This is a genomic window from Methylovorus mays (assembly GCF_020531915.1).
GTDB lineage: Bacteria > Pseudomonadota > Gammaproteobacteria > Burkholderiales > Methylophilaceae > Methylovorus > Methylovorus mays.
Genome location: NZ_JAJAVG010000008.1, coordinates 536,029 through 553,223 on the forward strand (window position 1 = coordinate 536,029; position 17,195 = coordinate 553,223).

The 17,195-nt window shown below is 56.5% G+C and carries 15 protein-coding genes and 1 riboswitch; all 15 genes read right to left on the reverse strand.

Annotated elements, in window-relative coordinates; genetic code table 11:
• Positions 1–79: 79 nt before the first annotated feature.
• The 15 genes from LG203_RS12960 to LG203_RS13030 all read right to left on the reverse strand — a co-directional run bounded on the left by LG203_RS12960 (position 80) and on the right by LG203_RS13030 (position 17,195).
• Positions 80–445 (reverse strand): hypothetical protein, encoded by a 366-nt coding sequence (locus LG203_RS12960; protein ID WP_230346141.1) that lies wholly within the window; start codon positions 443–445, stop codon positions 80–82.
• 124 nt (positions 446–569) lie between these two features.
• Positions 570–2,186, reverse strand: coding sequence for a SulP family inorganic anion transporter (locus LG203_RS12965; protein WP_230346142.1), 1,617 nt, complete (start codon positions 2,184–2,186; stop codon positions 570–572).
• 126 nt (positions 2,187–2,312) lie between these two features.
• Positions 2,313–3,416: an A/G-specific adenine glycosylase gene (gene mutY, locus LG203_RS12970; protein ID WP_230346143.1), complete on the reverse strand. Its 1,104-nt coding sequence runs from the start codon at positions 3,414–3,416 to the stop codon at positions 2,313–2,315.
• 157 nt (positions 3,417–3,573) lie between these two features.
• Entirely contained in the window at positions 3,574–6,270 is a 2,697-nt protein-coding gene (locus LG203_RS12975; RefSeq protein ID WP_230346144.1) for an AsmA family protein, read from the reverse strand.
• 96 nt (positions 6,271–6,366) lie between these two features.
• Positions 6,367–7,002 carry an exopolysaccharide biosynthesis protein gene (locus LG203_RS12980; RefSeq protein ID WP_230346145.1) on the reverse strand — a complete coding sequence of 212 codons (636 nt, stop codon included), beginning with the start codon at positions 7,000–7,002 and terminating at the stop codon, positions 6,367–6,369.
• 3 nt (positions 7,003–7,005) lie between these two features.
• Positions 7,006–7,824, reverse strand: coding sequence for an undecaprenyl-diphosphate phosphatase (locus LG203_RS12985; protein WP_230346146.1), 819 nt, complete (start codon positions 7,822–7,824; stop codon positions 7,006–7,008).
• 118 nt (positions 7,825–7,942) lie between these two features.
• A complete protein-coding gene (locus tag LG203_RS12990; protein ID WP_230346147.1) occupies positions 7,943–8,338 on the reverse strand; it encodes a YidB family protein in 396 nt (131 codons plus the stop codon).
• Between the two features lie 86 nt (positions 8,339–8,424).
• Positions 8,425–9,831, reverse strand: a complete 1,407-nt coding sequence (locus LG203_RS12995; RefSeq protein WP_230346148.1) for a pseudouridine synthase — start codon at positions 9,829–9,831, stop codon at positions 8,425–8,427.
• A 134-nt stretch (positions 9,832–9,965) separates the two neighbouring features.
• Entirely contained in the window at positions 9,966–11,849 is a 1,884-nt protein-coding gene (gene thiC / locus LG203_RS13000) for a phosphomethylpyrimidine synthase ThiC (RefSeq protein WP_013443319.1), read from the reverse strand.
• A gap of 68 nt (positions 11,850–11,917) precedes the next feature.
• Positions 11,918–12,029, reverse strand: a riboswitch (TPP riboswitch).
• Between the two features lie 136 nt (positions 12,030–12,165).
• A complete protein-coding gene (locus LG203_RS13005) occupies positions 12,166–12,813 on the reverse strand; it encodes a tetratricopeptide repeat protein (RefSeq protein WP_230346149.1) in 648 nt (215 codons plus the stop codon).
• Complete coding sequence (locus tag LG203_RS13010) at positions 12,810–13,634, reverse strand: SDR family oxidoreductase (RefSeq protein ID WP_230346150.1); 825 nt, start codon at positions 13,632–13,634, stop codon at positions 12,810–12,812. Before LG203_RS13010 ends, LG203_RS13005 begins: the two co-directional genes overlap by 4 nt.
• On the reverse strand, positions 13,631–14,311 hold the full coding sequence (locus LG203_RS13015; protein WP_230346151.1) for a TenA family transcriptional regulator: 681 nt from the start codon (positions 14,309–14,311) through the stop codon (positions 13,631–13,633). The genes LG203_RS13010 and LG203_RS13015 overlap by 4 nt, the downstream gene beginning before the upstream one ends.
• Entirely contained in the window at positions 14,298–15,824 is a 1,527-nt protein-coding gene (locus LG203_RS13020) for an AMP-binding protein (RefSeq protein WP_230346152.1), read from the reverse strand. The genes LG203_RS13015 and LG203_RS13020 overlap by 14 nt, the downstream gene beginning before the upstream one ends.
• Positions 15,825–15,832: 8 nt before the next feature.
• Positions 15,833–16,474, reverse strand: a complete 642-nt coding sequence (locus tag LG203_RS13025; protein WP_230346153.1) for a thermostable hemolysin — start codon at positions 16,472–16,474, stop codon at positions 15,833–15,835.
• A 226-nt stretch (positions 16,475–16,700) separates the two neighbouring features.
• The gene (locus LG203_RS13030; RefSeq protein ID WP_230346154.1) at positions 16,701–17,195 is read right to left on the reverse strand and encodes a type 2 periplasmic-binding domain-containing protein; all 495 of its coding nucleotides are present in this window, start codon (positions 17,193–17,195) and stop codon (positions 16,701–16,703) included.

A 17,195-nucleotide genomic window follows, 5' to 3' on the forward strand; every position in this document is an offset into this window, starting at 1 on the left:
AAGTCTATCTTTCCGGGGTTTTTTATTGGCGTTGTAGCCTGAATCCAGCAGGGCCGATTCAGGTCTTAGCCGTCAGCGCTTAATACTTCTTCACCAGCTCGGGGGAGAATGGCTCCAGCACGCAACGCAACTCCAGCACTTTTGCCTTGTTAGGGGCTTTGTCTGTCGTCGCGTCAAATTCAATCACGCTCTGGTCACGGTTGGTCCAGATGAACCCACCGCCCTTGTTCACGTTACCTGCCATGTATTGGACAGCTTCGGAGCATGCACTCACATCATCGTAAACGCCTGTTTTGATGAGGTAGTGGTTATCCAGATGGTCAAGTATTGCGACCATACTGCTCCATTGGCCCGCACGCGGTTGGGGAACACTCACATCCGCGGCCATGGCATTGCCCGCCAACATCAGAATAGCGGCGGCAGTCAGGGTTTTCATAGCTTGCATCGTCTTCTCCTTTTTTTATATCAACATTATCAATCAAGCATAGGTACGACCATGCCAGGCTTGAAAAGTTGAGATATTTATCGGGAGACCTGCCAGACGGCCTGCTGAAAAGCGTTGCCGGAGGTTATGTCAGTTGCGCCAGATCATCAATGACATTAGCGGCGCCCAGCTGCCCCAACAGCCCGGCACGTTGCAGTTTGTACCGCACATTGGCACGCATTCCGCACAACACCAGGCGCGTATCGTGTTTATTGCAGGTATCGCGCAAATCCCACAGGGCCTGCATGCCCGTCGCATCCACAAACGGCACATGCTCCAATCGCAATACCAGCACCCGCGCATGGGCATGCACATGCTCAAGCGTAGTTTCCAGCCGCTCGGCAGCAGCAAAGAAAAAAGGCCCTTCCATATCGAACACCACGGTTTGCGGCGGCAACACATAACCATGGTGAGCGGCGTGTTGCTGCACGTGCTCATCCGTCTGCTGGGTAAGCACCACGGCATCGGACATACGCTTCATGAACAGCAGAGCCGCCAGCAATACGCCAATATTGACGGCGATCACCAGATCACCAAAGACCGTCAGCAAAAAAGTAATCAGCAGCACGGCCACATCCGCACGCGGTGCTGTCGTGAGCATGTGGCGAAAGCGCCCTATTTCGCTCATGTTCCACGCCACCACAAACAGAATGGCCGACAGCGCACACAAGGGAATATGCGCGGCCAGCGGCGCCAGTATCAACACAATCAACACCAGGGTGAATGCATGCACCAGCCCGGAAAGCGGGCTGGTAGCCCCATTGCGAATATTGGTCGCCGTGCGGGCAATGGCCCCGGTAGAGGCAAAGCCGCCAAACAGTGGGGAGAAGATATTGGCAATGCCTTGGCCCACCAGCTCCTGATTCGAATTATGACGGGTTCCCGCCATGCCATCGGCCACCACGGCGGATAGCAGGGATTCAATCGCCCCCAGCAGGGCAATGGTAAAGGCGGGACCAATCAGGTGCAGGACTTCAGACAGGCTGGTCTCCGGCCAGGCAAATTGCGGCAATTGTTGCGGTATCCCGCCGAACGCACTGCCTATGGTGGCCACGCCATCCAGTCCCAGGGCGGCATGCAGCAGAGTTGCTGCCAGCATGGCAACCAAGGGGGCTGGAATACGCTTCAGCACCCGCGGCGAATACAGCAGGACGATCAGGGTGAATGCGGCCAAAAGCAACGTGGGGATATGGGTATGCGGAACGGACTGCACCAGATGCCATAGCTTCTGGTGAAAGTGCTCGGCACCCGGCTGCACAGGCAGACCGAGAAAGTCTTTCCACTGCCCGACGAAGATGATGACGGCGATGCCGCTGGTAAACCCAATGATGACGGGATCCGGGATATAGCGAATAACACCGCCCATACGCGCCAGCCCCATGCCGATGAGCATGAATCCAGCCATCAGCGTGGCAATCTGCAAGCCGGAGATGCCGTACTGCGCGGTAATCCCCGAGAGAATAACAATAAAGGCACCGGTAGGCCCGGCAATCTGCAGGCGGCTGCCACCAAAAAGTGAGGTCAATGCTCCGGCGATGATCGCGGTGTACAAGCCTTGCTCGGGTTTGGCGCCAGAAGCAATGGCAAAGGCCATGGCCAATGGCAACGCAACCACACCTACAATGACACCAGACACAATATTTGCCACCCAATGCTCCCGGGTAAGCAATCCTGCGCGTTTGGCTTCAAGTATGGCAATCATGGTAGTGCTGTCATTCTTGCACACAATACCCGTTAACTTCAAACGGGTATTACGGTGCCGGGAAAGATGTTACTCATTCGGGAGGAACGGCGCAAAAGCATCAGGACATTGCGCAGGAATGAAGACTTATAGCAGTGCGGTTTGCTGCCAGCGCAATTGCTCCAGCAGTACGCGCACAGGTGCGGGTATGCCCGCCTGTACTGCGGCTTCCAGCGTCAACCACTGGATATCGGGGGTTTGGGTTGCCATCCGCGTCGTCTCAACGGCCAGAGGCTGCGGCAGTATATGCAGCCTGAAATGGCTGAATACATGGGTCAGCGTGCCAAACGGCGGTAACTTCTGCGTCTGGAAGCCATAGCGCTCGACGGCGGCCTGCTGTGCATCCAGGTCACTATCGACTTCCGGCAGGCTCCATAAGCCGCCCCAGATGCCTGAACCGGGTCGTTTTTCCAGCATGACCTGATTGTCATGCAGCAATATCAGCATGGTGGTGGATTTTTCCGGAATCGCCTTGCGCGGTTTGGAAGCGGGCAGTTCGCGCGTGCGTCCTTCACGATACGCCAGGCAAGTTGCCTGCAAGGGACAGGCATCGCAACGTGGACGGCTGCGGGTGCACAAAGTGGCGCCCATATCCATTAGCGCCTGGGCATAGGGGCCGTGCTCTTGTGCTGGTTGCAGGCGCTCGGCCAGCGCCCACATCGTCTGCTCTACACGCGGCAAACCCGGCCAACCCTCAATCGCAAAATGCCTGGCGAACACCCGCTTTACATTACCATCCAGTATCGGATGCGGCGCCTCGAACGCGAATGAGGCGATGGCCGATGCTGTTGAGCGGCCTATGCCCGGCAAGGCCTGTATCGCCTCCAGCGTTTGCGGGAATACACCGCCATGCACTTCCATGACCTGCTGTGCTGCCTTGTGCAGATTGCGCGCCCGGGAGTAATACCCCAACCCGCTCCAGTGCTGCATGACATCATCCTGTGCCGCTGTCGCCAGGCTGGCAATGGTGGGAAAGCGCAGCATGAAGCGCTGGTAATAGCCGATCACCGCCGCCACCTGGGTTTGCTGCAACATGATTTCCGACACCCAGATCGCATAAGGATCACGCGTCTGCTGCCAGGGCAGATCGTGGCGACCATAGCGTTTCTGCCAGGCAATCAGTCGCTGAGAAAAATCGGCATCGCTTTCTGGCGCAGGCTTCTCATGAAGAGTATGCGCTAACTCAAGCATGACCCGCTCCGTGTATCGTTTGCAACCGCATCAAGACCGCAATTCCGCCTTGGCTGGCACCAGCACCAAGGCGATGTATACGCCCTGGCAGATGAGCACTGCCATTCAGGAGGATGAGCAAGTTGGCAGGCAATTGCGTCAGCACAGACTTCAAGAATTAAAACCCCAGCAACTTGTTCAGTTTTTTCTTAGCCTTGTCTTCCGCAGTCTCTTTGGACGTGGAATCCGTACTGGATGACTTCTCATCCGCAGGTGGCGTAGTGGTGGTGGCGTCTTTCTTGCCACCAAGCAAAGATTTCAGGGCATCTTCCTTGTTGCCGCCCATCAGGTTTTTGACGGTATCGCCCTTGGCACCTCCCACCCCATCCAGCAGCTTGTTCTTGGCAATGGCGGCACCCAGGCCAGCAAAGTCGATCGCATAGGCTGGCTGGGCAAAGGTGCCGCTAAGCTTGATGGGAATGGTCAGGCCATTCATCTCCGACAAATCCGCACCGCCCTGGCCCTTGAGGGTATTCACTACCGTCGGCTTGGCTACGTAATCCAGCGTTTCATTGGCGATATCAATATCGCCACTACCGGTAATGCGAAACAAGGGGGCTTTCATACTGAGGTCTTCGTTATGCGCCACGCCATTTTTGATCGTGAAGCTGGCCGACATTTCGCTGAAATCGGTCTTCTTGCTTTTGTCGCCAGTCACACTGCTCTGCCCCTTGAGCACATTGAGCTTGTCCTTCACACCGCGCAGGGTGCCCGCGACATCGATCCCCTTGACGGCACCATCGGCAAGGTTAAGCGCGGCCTTGCCGTTCAGAGCCTTTTTTAGGGCACTGACGGTCCCTCCCTGCGTCGTGATATCGAGATTAAGCGTGCCCTTGCCGCTCAGCATATCGTTATTGATGGCATCGGTGAGCAAAGGGCCAATGGCGATGCCTTTCATGTCCTGCTTGACCGCGATGCTGGGGGTAGCGCGGGCATCCACCTTCAGACTGCCATTCATGCTGCCTTCGTAGAGATTGGCCGACAGCGGCGCCAGCTCGGCCACGCCATCATCCGCCTTGAGCTTGAGGCGTACATTGGTGGATTTGATATTCGCCACCTTGAGCCAGCCTATGCGCAGCTCGCCGTTGGCATTGAACTGCTTGAGCGCGCTCAGATCGATAGGCGCATCCGTCTGTGGCTTTTTGCCCGCATCGCCAGGTTTGGCGGGGGGGGCATCTGACTTGGTGATGTATTTGTCGGCGTCCAGCTTGTCGATATCAATATCAAAGCGGTAGATGGGGTTGGCAAAGCGGCTGATACCAAGGCTGCCGGCAATCTGGCTGTCATCCAGCTTGACGCTCAGCGGCTTGATATCCAGCGTCTGTCCATCGGCTTTGACGCCAAGCTTAAGATTACTCAGCTGGTATTTGTCATACACAATACGGCCCATCTGCACATTGCCTTGCAAGCGCAAATTCGCCAGTGCAGAAAGATCTGCGGGTTTAGCGGGGGCGGCTTTATCGACGGCTACAGGCTTGCTGCTGGCTTTGCTGGCGGGGCTACCCAGCAGGGCGTTCAGGTCCAGCGCGTCGCCAATCAGATTAAAGCGAATGTCCGGCTGATCAAACTTGCTGAGAACGACATCCCCTTTGAGCCGGGTGGCATCAAGAGTCAGCGTGAAGTCACTATTCACCAACTGCTGCTTGGCATCGGCATGTAGCTTGAAAGCAAACTCGCCCTGCATTTCGCGCTTGGGCAAGGCGGGGTCATTCACGCTGATCTTGCCCACCAGCTTGGGCAGATCAAACACCTGAGTTTCAAGGTTGCCAGTGAAAGGCGAGTTGAAGGTGCTCTGCAGCTGATGTTCGCCCTGCTTCACATTCACTTCACCACTGATACCGCTACTTTGCACCGCCTTGGGCGAGCCTTTGAGATCGGCCAGCACCAGCTTGGCGCTGAGGGTGTCGCTGCCTTTTTCCTGGCTGACATGGATGCTGGCCTGCTTGCCGCTGACCGTGTCCTGCTGCACGCGGATTTGCGGGGCATCCAGCGCCACTTTCAGCTTGGCGCCATCCTGCGTGGCAGCCAAAGCAAGCTTGAGGCTATCCACCAGCAGTTCCATGTGCTCCAGACGCGCATCCACATCGCCACTCAGCGCCAAATTCGCGTCCCTCAGGGTGGCAATATCCCCCTTGATGCCTGCATCCAGACCCTTGACGGCAAAATGCTGTTGCTCGGGGTCGGCCAGCACATTGCCCTTGATGCTCACGTTTGCCTTAACGGCAGGATTATTCGCCTCCAGCTCAAAATCGCTTGCCAGGTCAAACGGCGTACCCAGCGCCACATGCCCGGTCTTCAGGTTGAATTTGCGCAATGCCAGCTGCTTGTCCGTCATCTCGTCGCGCACGTTCAAGGCGGCATTGGTAACGTTGATACCATCAATATCAAACTTGATCTGCTCGGACTCTTCCTCATCCTTGCTCATCAGATCGTCAAAGTTGGTAGTGCCATCCTTGTAGCGCACGATATTGGCACGCACGCCGTCCACATACACCGTATCCACCACCAGCTGTTTTTTCAGCAACGGCAGCAAGGCCAGCGAGACCTTGAGGCCTTCCACAGCAGCAAATTCCTTGTCACTGGCATGCTCTGATATGGAAATACGGCCGAGATCAGCCCCTATGCTGGGCCAGAAGGCCAGCTTGATATCGCCATCCAGATGCAGCGTGCGCTGCTTTTTTTCTTTCACAAGATGGATGACAGTCTGCTTGTAATCGTTAGGGTTGAATGTGGCGGCCACAATGCCCACCACCCCCAGCAAGATGACGACAATGCCTGCCAGGCCAATCAGGCCGAATTTGAGTAGTTTATTCATGCACAACGCCTCCTCGTAATTGCAGCCTGCCAAGCCGGGCGGCTACTTATTGGTCATTTGTAAATCCTGATCATGCCGTGACAACAAGCGGGTGTCTCAGCCACCCCAACCAAATCTGGACATGGCCTCCACTCCCAGATAGTACATACCAAAAAAGAAGAATCCAAAATACACCGTGGTGAATATCAGCCAGAAAAAGGCAATCATCACCATCAGGCCATCCTGCTCCAGTTGGCCTATGCAATAAAACAGTACGGCCAAGCCAGGCAACACATTATTGAGCGGCAGCACGCCAAAGGGTATTGCCATCAGCAACCCGGAAGCCATCAGGATAAAGCCTCCAGTCTTGCGACCGCGCTCACCTTCCACCAATCGGGGATACCGTTGCGGACGGCTGAAACGGCGACAGAACCCGACCACCTTGATACTGATTTTGGCCAGCATGCGCCAGCTTTTTTCGCTCATGGTCACGCCACGGATTTTTTGTGGCAGCACCGGGGATTCTGCCCCGCGCCACAGCTGCCAACCCAGCGCGGCAAAGGTCAAGCCGCCCAGCACGGTCAGCGGGCCAAGCGGCACCGGCTGCAACAGTGGCAGCACCAATATCAGCGCGATCAGCCCAAACGCAGCATGGTCCAGGCTATCCAGCGCCTCACCCAGGGCGAGCGGGCGCTGACTAGCCGTATCGGCAAAGCCACTTAGTATTTCGACAACCCGCTCGTAACTATGCATGCCTTAAGCAAACTGGAGAAAGTAAATCAGCACCACCGTACCGAACACAATGCGGTAATAGGCAAATGCGCGGAAATCATGGTTAGCCACATAGCGAATCAAGGTTTTCACTGCGATCAACGCAGCAATGAATGCCATGATAAAACCCACGGCAAACATGGGAATGTCATCGGCGCTGAATAAAGCGCGGTTTTTGAAGACATCGTAGCCACTGGCCGCCAGCATGACCGGAATCGCCAGAAAGAATGAAAACTCGGTGGCTGCCTTGCGCGACAAACCAAACAACATGCCGCCAAGGATGGTGGCACCCGAACGCGAGGTGCCTGGAATCATCGCCAGCGATTGGGCAAATCCAACCTTGAGCGCTTGCAAGGGGGTGATGTCATCCAGCGTGGCAGCCTTGTGCACGACATCCTTGCCATCAAAATGACGTTCAATCCACAAGATGAGAAAGCCGCCGACAATCAGCGCCACCGCGACATTGATGGGTGAAAACAGATGGGTTTTGATAAAGCTGTGAAAGACCAGTCCCAGCACCGCTGCTGGCAGAAAACCGATGAATACATTCAGTACAAAGCGTTGTGATTTGGCATTGCTGGTGAGACCTTGTGCCACATTGATCAGGCGGCTACGGTATTCCCAGCATACGGCCAGGATGGCACCCAGCTGGATCACGATCTCGAATACCTTGCCTTTGTCATCGTTGAAATTGAGCAGATCACCTGCCACGATCAAGTGGCCGGTACTGCTGATGGGGAGAAACTCGGTGGCGCCTTCGAGGATGCCGAGAACGGCGGCTTTGAGGAGTAACAGCAAATCCATGGATATTATTTCTCTTGTTCAGTGTGGTAATGAAAGGCACAGCGTAAGCCTGCAACATGACTCCCATATTGCGTTTAAGACCCAAGCAACTTATGGGCCTGCGTATTGAGCTGCAGATTTACATGCGTCGCCAGGCCGACAAGGCCTGCGCCATCAGATCGGACTGGGTTTGTGGCACCTTGCCATCGGGGCTGAGCCTGTCCACGACCTTGGGCAGGTAATTTGCCAATGTTTGCGCGACTTCATCCAGCGACATATGAAATTTTTGCGCGATATCGGTCAATACCGGTGTGCCAAGAGCCGCCTCTATCTGATCAGGCGCCAGCGGCAGGTTTTCACCTTTGGCCAGCCAGGAATCGACTTCCTCGGCCATGCCGGCGTCGCGGAATTTCTGCAGCACGCCAGGCGCACCACCATTGCGTTCGATAATTTCCAGGGCAACCTGGAACATGCGGCCTTGTTCGCCACCCATTTTTGCGGCCACGGAGCCCGCAATGCTACTAAATAAACCCATGATTCAGCTCCTTACTGTTCAGTCTGGCATCAACGGTGTTGACTTCGCATGCGCTTTTTCCAGTGAAAGATAAAGCCTGGTCAGCATTAAAACCGTTCGCCGGGACGCAGGTAACGCCATTGTCCGGGAGGCAACTTGCCCAAGGCCACACTGCCGATACGCACGCGCTTCAAGCCAACCACATGCAAGCCTACCAGCTCGCACATGCGGCGGATCTGACGCTTGCGACCTTCGCGCAGCACGAAGCGCAATTGGTCTTCATTCTGCCAGGAGACTTTGGCTGGCTTGAGTTGAACACCATCCAGACTCAAGCCGTGGTTAAGCTTGCGCAAGCCTTCATCTGACAAGGTACCCTCTACACGCACCAGGTATTCTTTTTCGGTTTGTGAATCCTCGCCAATCAGCTGGCGCGCCACGCGGCCATCCTGCGTCAGCACCAGCAAACCGGTAGAATCAATATCCAGGCGACCAGCCGGAGCCAGCCCTTTCAGGAATCCACGTCTAAACTCTTTTTGTACCGGGTCTTCTGCCCAGTGATTATCGGGATGTACCAGGACGACGGCGGGTTCATACCCGTCTTCTGCCTGACCCGAAACATAGCCCACCGGCTTGTGCAGCAAAATAGTGACAATCTCGGACTGATGTTTCTCGGCTTCTTTACTGACTTCGATGTTGGCGTCGGGTTCCACGCGGGAGCCCAATTCATCGACCACCTTGCCATTCACGCGCACCCAGCCATTCACAATCCACTCATCCGCTTCGCGCCGCGAGCACAGGCCCAACTCGGCCATGCGCTTTGAAAGGCGCGGTAAATCTGGCTGCGACGCCACGGGCTTGGGCGTGAACATCGGGTTCTGGGTACGATCGCGATTGAAATCGCCCGCCACAAAACCATCCCGTGCCTTGCCACCCCGGCGCGGGGTATCACGATCACTGGCAAGCCGATCAGCACGATCGGCTGCAGGACGGCGTGGGCGCTCGCTACGCTCAGCCGGACGCTCGTCACGGCTGCGGCTATCAGGTCGGGCCGTTTCCGCACGGGGGCGCGATTCGCTGGTCCGGGCAGGACGATCCGAAGCAGAGCGCTCTGGTCTTGTCCCATCTTGCCTGGCACTGGCGGATCTTGCACCAGCAGGCCGTGGACTATCCGATCTGGCAGGACCTGACGGGGAACGATCTGCTGCTACCCGGCGCGGACGATCTGTATCAGCGGGGCTATCGATCACCTGATGTTCATGCAGGGTGCCATCGTGCCGATGATTACGCTGACGTTTGGGGGCAGCACGATCAGCAGAAGGGCGCGCACTGACCGCACGTGCCGGCTTGTTGGCAGGAACACGTGCTTCTGCCTCCTTTGCGGGCACATGGGCCACCGGTTTGGACGCCGCATCGCGTGGGCGCTTGGCCGGGTCTGCGCGCCGCACCGGTTTACGACCAGAAGGTGCATTGGAATCATCGGGTGTTGCTTTGGGGGGGAGTTTTAGAGTGGTCACAGCTAGGGTCTCGTAAGACAAGGCTAGATTTTACCTTGATCGTGGGATGCATGCGCAGGGGAATCGCAAGAAATAAAAAAGCAGGCGCGAACGCCTGCTTTCCAATTCAAGGGCTTAAGCTTATCCGAAGGGTATTAAACCTTCTGATATACCTCGGAACCCTTCTTCACGAACTCAATCGCTTTTTCCTGCATGCCCTTGCTCAGCGCTTCTTTTTCATCCACGCCCAGCTTGTCGGCGTAATCGCGCACATCCTGCGTGATCTTCATCGAGCAGAAGTGCGGACCGCACATGGAGCAGAAGTGCGCCTGCTTGGCGCCTTCCTGCGGCAAGGTTTCATCGTGGAATTCCTTGGCTTTTTCCGGATCCAGACCAAGATTGAACTGGTCTTCCCAGCGGAATTCGAAACGTGCCTTGGACAAGGCGTTGTCACGAATCTGCGCGCCGGGGTGGCCTTTGGCCAGGTCGGCAGCGTGAGCGGCAATCTTGTAAGTGATGATGCCCACACGCACGTCTTCCTTGTCTGGCAGACCCAAGTGCTCCTTGGGCGTCACGTAACACAGCATGGCACAGCCGTACCAGCCTATCATGGCAGCGCCAATGCCGGAGGTGATATGGTCGTAACCAGGAGCGATATCGGTGGTCAATGGCCCCAGTGTGTAGAACGGAGCTTCACCACAGTGCTCCAGTTGCAGGTCCATGTTTTCCTTGATGAGGTGCATCGGCACGTGCCCTGGACCTTCGATCATGCACTGCACATCATGCTTCCAGGCGATCTGGGTCAACTCACCCAGGGTCTTCAGTTCAGCAAACTGGGCTTCGTCATTGGCATCGTAGATTGAACCAGGACGCAGCCCATCGCCCAGGCTGAAGGACACATCGTACTGCTTCATGATCTGGCAGATGTCTTCGAAATGCTCGTACAGGAAGCTTTCCTTGTGGTGGGCCAGACACCATTTCGCCATGATGGAGCCGCCGCGCGACACAATACCGGTCATGCGCTTGGCCGTCATCGGGATGTAAGCCAGACGAACACCCGCGTGGATGGTGAAATAGTCCACGCCTTGCTCGGCCTGCTCGATCAGCGTGTCACGGAAGATTTCCCAGGTCAGGTCTTCAGCCTTGCCGTCCACTTTTTCCAGCGCCTGGTAAATCGGCACAGTACCAATCGGCACCGGGCTGTTTCGGATGATCCACTCGCGGGTTTCGTGGATGTTTTTACCGGTGGACAGATCCATCACGGTATCGCCACCCCAACGGGTACCCCAGACCATTTTCTCGACTTCTTCCGAGATGGAAGAACCCAGCGCGGAGTTGCCGATGTTGGCATTGATCTTCACCAGGAAATTGCGGCCAATGATCATGGGCTCGATTTCAGGGTGATTGATATTGGCAGGGATAATCGCACGGCCGCGAGCCACTTCATCGCGCACAAACTCCGGCGTAATCACCTTGGGAATGCTGGCGCCAAAGTGCTGACCAGCGTGCTGGGTTTGCAGCAGCTCGCTCATGTTTTCGCGGCGCTGGTTTTCACGGATGGCGATGTATTCCATTTCCGGGGTGATGATGCCGCGACGGGCATAATGCATCTGGCTCACGTTCATGCCGGGCTTGGCACGCAAAGGCTTGCGCGTCAGGTTGAAGCGCATCTCGGCCAGCTTGGGGTCTTCCTTGCGTTGCTTGCCAAAGTCCGATGTCGGGCCATCCAGCTGCTCGGTGTCGTTACGCTCGGCAATCCAGCCAGCGCGCAGGGCTGGCAAGCCATTGCGGATGTCGATTTTCACATCAGGATCCGTGTAGGGACCGGAAGTGTCGTAGACCACGACGGGTGGATTCTTTTCTGCACCAAACGCCGATGGCGTGTCGGACAACGAGATTTCGCGGAAAGGCACGCGAATATCAGGACGGGAGCCTTCCACATAGATTTTGCGCGATTTGGCAAATGGCTGCGTTGCGCCAGCGTCTACTTCGGCGGTCTCGTTCAGGAATTTGTTCAGGTTTTTATCAGTGGCGTTCATGTGATGCTCCAAAAGATGCAGGGAGCACGAACAGGCTTCACGGGGAGATGTACAGGAGGGTACGGTGTGAGGCTTATCAGTGGCTTCCCTACGGCGGGATTATCCGCGTCAGGTTCAAAGGGTAACTCTCACTCTATAACCCTGATTAGATAAAGGATTAAGAGACCCCCAGCAATAGGCGAAACTTACGCGAAACCAGCAATAAAAGCAAGTTTGCAGGACTGGCAGTTCAAGCAGGCGAACTCCATAAAAAAGGGTAATGGCATGCAGAATTGCCTACCATTACCCAAAGACGCAAGGCGCTAAGGGGCCAGCGCTAGCGTTTCTTTTCTGCGACCTTCAACCCCTCTTCCACATCCTGGCGACGACCGGCATCGGCATCTTCACGACCGGGGCGGGCAGGCGCAGCCAGGGCTTTTTTGTAATATTCCACGGCCTTGGCATAGTCGCCCTGGCCACTCAGGAAATCAGCATAAAAATAGTTGGGGTCTATCCCCGTGGGGTTGAGTTGCAGCGCTTTTTCCAGATACTCGCGGGCTTTTTTCTTGTCGCCAAAACCAATGGGCCAGCCCGGCACCTTGTAATAGAGCGAACCCAGCGAGGTATAAATCGAGCCATTCAGCGCGTTCGGATTGATTTTCTCGGCGGCAAGCAACAAGTCGCGAGACTTTTCAGCGAGCTTGAGCGCGCCCAGACCGCCTTTGGCCTTGGCGTAAGTACTCAGAATAATGGCTTCCCAGATCATGGGTTCAGGCGCGGCAGGATTGGCTGCGCTTACCTGATGTGCTTCTTCCGAGAGCGTTTTCAACGCCGCTTCCTGCTGGGCATCGGGTATCTGGTAATTCGCATGTGCCCAGTCATGCTGCAGCTTGACGATGGCGGGATCCACCTTGTCATCCGCATATACCGGGGTGGCAAGCAGCGCTGTGCCAAGCAGGCAAAGCGCATATAAAGTACGTTTCATCGAATTTCTCCTAGGGGATGGGGTTTACGCGTCACAAATGGGGCGGCCAGGCGTGCCTGTTTTTTCATGCCGATATTGACCAGTTTGGGCAGGGCGCTATTGAGCCAGGCAAAAAAAGACTCTGGCTGACCGATGTAATACTCCTCGCACTCGCGGGCAATGGCACACACGATCTGGCGCGCGACATCTTCCGGCGCATCCAGCGCGATATTGGCGGCGCGCAGCATATGCGTGGTGGTGGCATCGTTGAGCGGAGTATCCACAGCACGTGGGGCAATGTAGGTCACCCGCACTGGCGTATCGACCAGCTCGCGCCGTAGCGATTGCGAAAATCCGCGCATGGCAAACTTGCTGGCGCAATAACTCGCGTAATGCGGAAAACCAATACTGCCGAAAATGGAACCGATGTTCACCAGCTGCCCTTGCTGCTTGGTCAAAAAGTGCGGCAGCACGGCCCGCGCCAGCAAGAGGGGGGCCGTGACATTGGTCTGGATAATCTGCGCAATGCGCTCGGGGCTCTGGTCTTCAAACTGGACAAAGTCCATCACCCCGGCATTGTTGATCAGGATATCCAAGCCGCCCAGCTGCTGAATGGCAGCATCCACTACGCCCTGTGCGGCATTGGGGTTCTCCAGATCGGCCACGATGGAAATACGTTCGCCGGGCATACCGCTCAAGGTATGCAACAGCTCCTGCAATTTACCGGAGTGGCGGCCCACCAGCGCGAGATGGGCACCCTGCGATGCCAGCTCAATGGCCAAGGCCTGGCCGATACCACCGGTGGCCCCCGTCAGCAGGATACGGGCATTCTGGATATTCATGCAGCCTCCTGATAAGCCGCGGGCAGGAAACGCTCCCCCAGCTCGCGGAAAATATTGCCATACAGCAGATAAAACACACGGGCACTGTGTATCAGTTGCGCCTTGTCATCCGCATCGTCAATGCGGTTGACCAGGCCTTCGTAAAAAGCGGTATGCCCGACATCCAGCGCGCCATGGGAAGTCAGGTAGGTAAAGCTATCCTTGCCAAGGCCCAAGCTGGACCTGATGGATTCACCCGCCTGTGTGGCCAGTGCGGTACTGGTACCTTCCAGCACCAGCACCATGCCAAAAAAGCCAATCGGGTTGACGCGCTGTATGGTGTCGTGGGCATACGCCACCATGATCTCGGTGGCAAGCCCGGGCTTGCCATGACGCACGGCTTCAGCATCGCCACCGCAGGCCTTGATGTCATTCAGAATCCACTCCTGATGCCCCAGCTCTTCTTCAATATATTCGGCCACGGCTTCACGCAGCCATTCATAACGCTCCGGCAGGCGGGCACCGCAGGCCATGAGCAGCGGCACGGTATGCTTGACGTGGTGATAAGCCTCAGTCAAAAACGCGATATACGCATCCAGGCTCACCTGACCACTGGCACCTGCCCGAATCAGGGGCAGGCTGAACAGGGCATTTCGTTGCGACTCGGTCGCAGCAAGCAATTCATCATAAAACTTCATGGTGTTCTCTTTCATACAAAGGGTTTATACGCGCAGCATATTGCTGCCAGATGGCATCGCGCCGCAGCCTGCCATTCGGGGTGAGCTGCTGGTTTTGCGGGGTAAAAGGATGTTCGGCCAGAATCCACTGCTGCACGCGGGCATAGTCCGGCAGGGTCTGGTTGGCCTGTTGCACGGCAGCTTCAATCTGCCCCGCTATATCGCCGGATACACGTGGCACAATCACGGCCACACTCCACGGACGCGCCTCGCCAAACACGGCTACCTGAGCGATTACCGGCGACAGGGCCAGTTCGCTTTCCACCCATTCCGGCGACACATTGCGTCCATAGGAGGTGATGTAGATATTCTTTTTGCGGCCCGTGATATGCAAATAGCCATCCTCATCCAGATACCCAATATCGCCGGTCGGCCAGTACGTGACATGCATGGCTGGCTGCGCGGCATAACCAAGCAGGGTGCTACCTGCCACCAGCAGTTCGCCATCACTGGCAAACGCCAGTTGCACATGCGGCAGTAACTTGCCTACGCTGCCAGGACGCTGCTGACCAGGCGGATTGAACGCCACCACGGAAGCGCATTCCGACAAGCCATAGCCCTCGCACACCGGCAGGCCCAACGCTTCTGCACGTTGCAGCAGACGGGGCGCCACGCGAGCGCCACCTACGGCAATCAGGCGCAAGCTCGCAGGGGGAACCCAGCCAGACTCGGCAGCCATGACCAGTGCACGCAATAGCTCGGGAATCAGCAGCAGGGTCGTTGGATGGGTTTCCTGTATGGTGTGCAATAACTGCGGCACATTGAGACCGGATGCACCACTCAGTCCCACGCGTGAGGATGAATACAAGGTCGTGGTCGCGCCCACCAGCAAAGGCAGGTAAAGGCCGGCGATGTTTTCCAGCAAGGTCGACAAAGGCAGGATGCTGAGATGGCTATCCTCGGCTGCGGCAGCCGTGGCATCGGCGAGGGAACGGCTGACCTGCTCCATGGCCTGCGCACTGAGGCAGACTCCCTTGGGCTGACCGGTGGTGCCGGAGGTATACGTCACCTTTGCCGTGCCCGCCGGCAAGGCTCTTGGTTCGGGGTTTTCAAACTGCAAGCGGCTGACCAGTTGCCCGCCCACCAGCTGGTGATGCTTGCGGACGATGCGATACCCCTGCGCCAGCAGCAGTTGCTCCATGACCATGGGCTGCTGGCAGAACAAGGTATCGATGCCCGCATCGTGAATGGCATGCATGATTTGCTGCGGTGAGAAAAAACCAGGCAAGGGCACGACCGGCACCTGCAGTTCAAGGCACGCCAAATCAAGCACTGCCCAAGCAGGGTCATTCTCCATGGCAATCGCTACCGCCTGCGGCCGGTCTTGTGGCAGACCGGACTGTTGAATGAACGCCGCTGCTGCATGGATTTCTGCCGGGAGCGCTTTATAGGCGATGCTGACATCGCTGCCACGCAAGGCAGGATGGTCTGGCCTGGTCTCGGCATGCTGTTGAATGGTGTTAAGAATAGACATGCCAGCTCCTACTGCATACGACGCACGGCAAGCACTTGCGGGGCATTGTCATAATAACGCCCCCAGTCAGGGCGCTCTTCGGCAGGCAAGCACTGAATATCAGCCGCGCCCAGATGCACCATCTGCATGTTCAGTTTGAGCAGGGCATTGCGCAAGGCAGGCGTTGCAGTAAATACCGCCCACTCGGCCTGGCTGCCATGCAGATACAGGCTGACACTGGCGAGCAAATGCCGAATATGCACAGGCTGGAATACCGCCAGATTGCCCACCTCAAGAATCTGGTCGCGCGTTACCTGCTTGCCGGTGGCGGCACTCAGGATCAAATCCACCGGCTGATCAAGATAGGTTTCCAGAAAGAGAGGTTGCTCGGCAGCATGTCGCACGCCACACACCGCATGCAGATTGCCCTCGTCATCGCGCAGGCTCATCAGTGTCGGCATGAAGTGACGTATGCGCGCGCCATGCACCAGGCGGAACACACTGCGCACAAACTGCTCCAGATCAACACGATCATGGGCATCCGGCCCGGCCAGCGTGGTTTGCAAGCCACCTGCCATATGCAGCGGTACAATCGCTTGCTGGCGCTTGGTCGTATATGACTGATGCGCTTGTGTTATTTTTTGAGGATCAAAGCTCGGTGCCGGCAACATGACGACTCTCCTGTAAGTGATAGTCATCTTGTTGCAATCGGCATGCCACTCCGAAAAATGATATTTAATTATTTAAAATCAATAGTTTAATAAATTTCACGGGATACGCCTAAGCGCATAAATTGTGATGACAACACCGAAGTCATACAAAAATTGCAGGGATGGCATGGCATGCGCAGGGCGAAAGCATAGTGGTTAATCGAGAAAACCGCTATGAGGCAAGCACTTAGGGAGAGCAATTCAGGGGCGGCGGGCTGGTCGTGAATGACCCATCCCCCAGTAGCCAAGCCACCGCTTTGACCCGGGCATCCACCTTGCAGGCATCCACATAGCCTATCCCTCCCGGCGTATCCGCCACGTAGCGCAATACCGCCTCCTGCGAGGAAACCACATGCGGTGGCGTGGTGCCGTGGTAATACACTTCGTTCCAGTATTCGGCTTGCGCTTCAGGCAGACTGCCAAGCACACGCTGCGAAAACTGTCGGCGCTGTGGACTATCGGTCGGCAGGTTAACTGGTTGCATGCGCACGCCTTCTGACCAGTAGAGCTTTTTGCGCCAGTAAATCAGCGAGAGATCGACCAGACTGCCAATCTTGCCGCCCTGCGTTTTGGGCACCACCACGGCCAGGGTATCGGCGGGGGCGGCCAACGGCTGGCCCATGCACAGCAGCAATGCGCAGCTGAGCGCGAACACCCCCATACGCTGACGGAGCACTCGCAT